At 59.9% G+C, this 4,433-nt stretch carries 7 protein-coding genes; 3 read left to right on the top strand and 4 right to left on the bottom strand.

Annotation, left to right across the window (positions count from 1 at the left end):
* The 3 genes from VGY55_12340 to VGY55_12330 all read left to right on the top strand — a co-directional run.
* Positions 1-522 (top strand): hypothetical protein (locus tag VGY55_12340; protein HEV2970751.1); only part of this gene is annotated, 522 nt, incomplete at its 5' end.
* A gap of 118 nt (positions 523-640) precedes the next feature.
* Positions 641-1,513, top strand: a complete 873-nt coding sequence (locus VGY55_12335) for a hypothetical protein (protein ID HEV2970750.1) — start codon at positions 641-643, stop codon at positions 1,511-1,513.
* Between the two features lie 179 nt (positions 1,514-1,692).
* Positions 1,693-2,298: a hypothetical protein gene (locus tag VGY55_12330; GenBank protein ID HEV2970749.1), complete on the top strand. Its 606-nt coding sequence runs from the start codon at positions 1,693-1,695 to the stop codon at positions 2,296-2,298.
* Positions 2,299-2,310: 12 nt separating this feature from the next.
* Here the strand turns inward: VGY55_12330 and VGY55_12325 are convergent, their stop codons facing one another.
* The 4 genes from VGY55_12325 to VGY55_12310 all read right to left on the bottom strand — a co-directional run.
* Positions 2,311-2,526 (bottom strand): type II toxin-antitoxin system HicA family toxin, encoded by a 216-nt coding sequence (locus VGY55_12325; GenBank protein ID HEV2970748.1) that lies wholly within the window; start codon positions 2,524-2,526, stop codon positions 2,311-2,313.
* Positions 2,523-2,768: a type II toxin-antitoxin system HicB family antitoxin gene (locus VGY55_12320; GenBank protein ID HEV2970747.1), complete on the bottom strand. Its 246-nt coding sequence runs from the start codon at positions 2,766-2,768 to the stop codon at positions 2,523-2,525. Before VGY55_12320 ends, VGY55_12325 begins: the two co-directional genes overlap by 4 nt.
* 90 nt (positions 2,769-2,858) lie before the next feature.
* Positions 2,859-3,215 carry a hypothetical protein gene (locus VGY55_12315; GenBank protein ID HEV2970746.1) on the bottom strand — a complete coding sequence of 119 codons (357 nt, stop codon included), beginning with the start codon at positions 3,213-3,215 and terminating at the stop codon, positions 2,859-2,861.
* A gap of 161 nt (positions 3,216-3,376) precedes the next feature.
* Positions 3,377-4,433, bottom strand: a 1,057-nt coding sequence (locus tag VGY55_12310) for a M13 family metallopeptidase (GenBank protein HEV2970745.1), incomplete at its 5' end; no start/stop codon positions are given.

The following is a 4,433-nucleotide window of genomic DNA, read 5'->3' as shown; positions in this document are numbered from 1 at the left end:
CAGATCCGCGTGCGGCGGCCAAAATTCCCGTGGCTCGCCATGACCATCGCGTTGATCCCGGCGGTTGTGGCTATCGTCTTCTCGTTTAGCGGGGAAGCGTCCCCGATTTTCGCGGCGTTCGGAGTGGGGTTTCTAGTGATCGTCGTCATCATCGCGGCTGTGTTTTTTGTCTTTCGCTTGCGCGGCCACACGTTCCTGTACCTGACGAATCAGCGGGTGATCGTGCTCGAGCTGACCGAAGGGATTTTTGCCCGCGAGCAGGCGGTCTGCCACTTCAGCCTCGACGACATTTGCGGCTTCCAGTTGTATGCCCAGCGCGGGCTGAAGAAGCTCTTCGGCCTGTTGCTGCTCAAGGAGAAGCGGACGTTTTACCTCGGCATCACGACGCGAACCTGCCACAACGTCGAAATCGGGGCGGTGAACATTCGCAGAAGCGAATTCGATCCCGGCCGCGACGCCGTGGCACTGTGCGGCGAGTTGGACGCCAAAGTGCTGGCCTTGAATCTTGCCCATGGACATTAAGAGCCTATCCGAGAACCGCCGGGGACTGTCCCCCTTTTGCGCAGTCGGCGGAGCAAAACGGGGACTGTCCCCTTTGCCCAGGCGGTTCTTGGATAGGCACTAAGCGGAGACGCATTCGATGAGTGAAATCAGCAGCTACGTCAAGCTCTCTCCGAAGGAGACCGTGATCGACAACTGGGAGGTCGTCAACGACCGCGGCACGCCCACCGCGGGCGAGGTCGTGGCGGCGGTTGTGCTTGGCGTGATCGTCTTTTTCGTGATTCGTCTCGCGTTCCATTTTCTGTTCATGATGATTCGGCTTCCGGCCTACGATTTCGACGATGAAATGGAGTGGCGACAAAAGGCGACTTATGAAGAGCGCGATTCGGCAATGAAGCGCGATGAGATCAGTCCGGCGAAAGACATAACGCTGCCTGGCGGCGATCAGCCGGGTCCTGGGACCGAGACGAAGGCCCCTGAACCGGACCAGAACGCGGCCGACCGACCGGAGCCGCCTGCTGAACAACAAGACTTCCCCCGCCCGCGCCGCTATGGCTGGCTCTTTGGGACGATTCAACTCATCGAGGTGGCGGTCCCGCTCATGCTCTTCGGTTGGCCGCTCTTCACACGGCCGAAAATCCAAGGATTTATTTATCTCACGAACTGGCGGTTGCTCTATTTCGCCTTCGGCCAGAACCGGTTCCGGAGCTTGTTCGATTTGCGGACGGCCAATCTGGCGGACATCCTCGGCGTGCACACGTTTTATTCCGAAGGAGCGTTCGGCAAGAAGCGGCTCCGCATCCTGATCCACACCCGCTTTCGCGACGGGATCGCGATCGAGGCGGGCAACACGGCCTCGGTCGTCGCCCGGCTGCCGATCCTCGGCAAATGGCTCGACAAAGTGCTGATTCGCGACACGATGGGAAAGGACGCTTTCACCCTGTTGCCAGTGCTCTACAGCCGCATCCGTCAGAACACCGGCGTCGCGGCCACGTCGAGCGTCAACTATTGATCTGAATTGGAGGCCATTAGTTCTGAGTCGGAGACCATTGTGACGCGGTCCCCTCTCCCTTTGGGAGAGGGTTAGGGTGAGGGGAAGCGGCGACTGGCATTGCTTCACCCTCACCCCGGCCCTCTCCCAAAAGGAGAGGGAGGCGAGCACTCGCAATTCCATATCAAATGAGGATCCCCATGAGTCGAATTTCCTCGTTCATCCAGTTCGACCCGCAGGAAACATTCGAGCGGGAATTCTTCATCACCCACTCGTCGCTCAAGCGGTTTCGGGCCTCGGCGATCGCGCTGATTCTCGTGGCGCTCCTGTGGTTTGGCGGCGCAGGACTGGTCGTGCTGACGACTGCGGAGGAGAAATCCATTGGAATAATCTTTTTCGTCCTGTCGTTGCTGCCGGCAATTCTCCTGTTTCTCTACTATTTCCTCCGCAAGCCGCGAGTCAGCTACGGCTATGCGACTCTCACGAACAAGCGGATGATCTACTACGAATACAATAGCCACGAGGCCGTGAACTATCACTTCGTCAAATCGCTCTACCTCTCCGATATCACCGCCGCCCAGTTCAGCGTCCAGCGGTCGCTATTCCGCAAGTCGTTCTTGATGGCCCTGTTCACCGAGTTCAAGGCCCTGACCGTCGGCGCGCAGAGTTGGTTGTCGTGGCTCAAGATATTCGGCAAAGAGACCCACCTCGAGCCCGGCCCCGACGCTCTGGAATTCATCCAAACTATGTCAGGCCAAATCGCCCTGCGGCAATTCGACCCGCAGTGGAGCAGCCACACGGCTTGATGTCCGCGTCGCCTAAAGATCGTCGGGCTGCAGACCGGTGCGTTTGGCAATTCGCGCCAACATCCGAGGGCCGATCTCGGCGCCGTCATGAAAGGCGAAAACGAAGTCGGGCGATCCCGGCCGGGCAAGCACGCGATGCGAACCGGAACCCTCGCGTTTGACAGTCCAGCCCATCCGAAAGAGAGCCGCGAGCAGGCGCCGAGCCTTCACGGCCCGCCAACGGCTCATGCGACCTCCGAAAAGACGCGGTCCAACTCAGGCACAGCTTCGCCATGATCCAGCCGGTCGGCGATGACTCGCAAAGCCAATGCCTGCGCGTGGGCGATGGCTTCCTCGCGCGTTGCGCCGTAGGCCATGACGCCCGGCAGTTCCGGAACCTCCACCAGCCATCGACCATCATCCTCTCGATCGACTTCTATTGACAGGGGCATGGCAAAACACCGATGCAGCACGAATGTCAGACCGAGCAACGTCTATCATCATCCCATCTCGCCGGAGGTCGGTCAATCATCGACCGCCGAAGGTAGTGGGTGAATCCTGTGTGCATGATCAGGCTGGTCTCAGTGCCGGCGATCATCCTTGAACACGGTGGCTTCCGGAAAGAGGGCGGTTATCTGTTTCACCTCGGCGGCGGAACTCCTCCCCAGGATCTCGATTGCTTCCTGTCTTTCATCTCCAAACCATCGTCGCAAAAACGATGGAGACCTGTTCTTGTCACACGGTGCCAAAACTATGATTATGTGAGAGAAGCTGGGGAAATCAGATAACGCCGGGCGCGCAACGAGCCACGCCGTTCTAGTCGCCACAATCTTGGCCTCATGGGCGACGTAGCCGCACAGCACGGCCAACAGCGTGACCGCGATCAGCAGCGTCCGCAGGCTGAATTGGAAGCGGTGGCGGGGAGATAGGAAGGACATGACGGCCATTCCAGCAAATGGCAATTCGGTTAAACCGAAAGATGTTTGTTAAGAAGGGTCACCGCAGATAAATCCTTGGTCGATTAGCACCTGAGCATGGTCCATCGGCATTCGAGAATCAACAGGAGCGTCACGTATTCTTCCAAATAGCCGCCGATCAGCTACCACACTTGCACTCGCTTCTCCGGCGTGCGATACATGGCCTCGCCCGGTTTGATCGCGAAGGCGTCGTAGAAGGCCTGGACGTTCGAGAGCGGAACGAGAGCGCGGAATTGCACGGGGGAGTGAGGGTCCGTCCGCAGCATGACCCGCTGCTGGGCGTCGCGCGTCGCGCCGCGCCAAACCTGCGCGAAGCCGATGAAGAACCGCTGCGGCCCGGTGAGGCCATCGATCACCGGCGCTTCCTTGCCGCCGAGCGAGCGCTGATAGGCGGCATAAGCGATCGTCACGCCTCCCAAATCGGCCAGGTTCTCACCGAGCGTCAAGCGGCCGTTCACATGCAGGTCGCCGAGCAGCGTGCAGGCCTCGTATTGCTCGACCAGCTTGTCGGTCTTTGCCGTGAAGCGGGCGCGGTCGTCGGTGGTCCACCAATTTCGGAGGTTCCCTTCCGCGTCGGAGCGGCTCCCTTGATCGTCGAAACCGTGAGTGATCTCATGGCCGATCACCGCCCCGATCGCGCCGTAGTTCACCGCGTCGTCGGCCGTCGGATCGAAGAACGGCGGCTGAAGGATGCCGGCCGGAAAGACGATCTCGTTGAGCGACGGGTTGTAATAGGCGTTGACCGTCGGCGGCGTCATGCCCCACTCGAGCCGATCGACCGGCTTGCCGAGCTTGGCGACGCGATACTGCCAATCGAACGCTTCGGCCCGCAGCACGTTCGCGGCGTAGGAGTCCGTGCCGATTTGGAGCGTCGAGTAGTCGCGCCATTTATCGGGATAGCCGATTTTCGGCATGACGGTGGATAGCTTGGCGAGGGCTTGTTTCTTAGTTTCGGGGCCCATCCAGTCGAGCCGCTCGATCCGCTCGCGATAGGCGGCCATGATGTTCTTCACCAACTCATCCATCCGGCGCTTGGCGTCAGGCGGGAAATACTTCTCGACGTAAAGCTGCCCGAGCGCTTCGCCGATTCGCGAGTCGATAGCGCCGATGGCCCGCTTCCAGCGCGGCTGCATCTGCTTCACGCCGCGAAGCGTTTCGTCGTAGAAGCGGAAGCTCTCG

The sequence above is a fragment of the Pirellulales bacterium genome (assembly GCA_035939775.1).
Classification (GTDB): Bacteria; Planctomycetota; Planctomycetia; order Pirellulales; family DATAWG01; genus DASZFO01.
The sequence above is the reverse complement of the archived record's forward strand: the minus strand, read 5'-3'. Positions and strand labels throughout refer to the sequence as shown.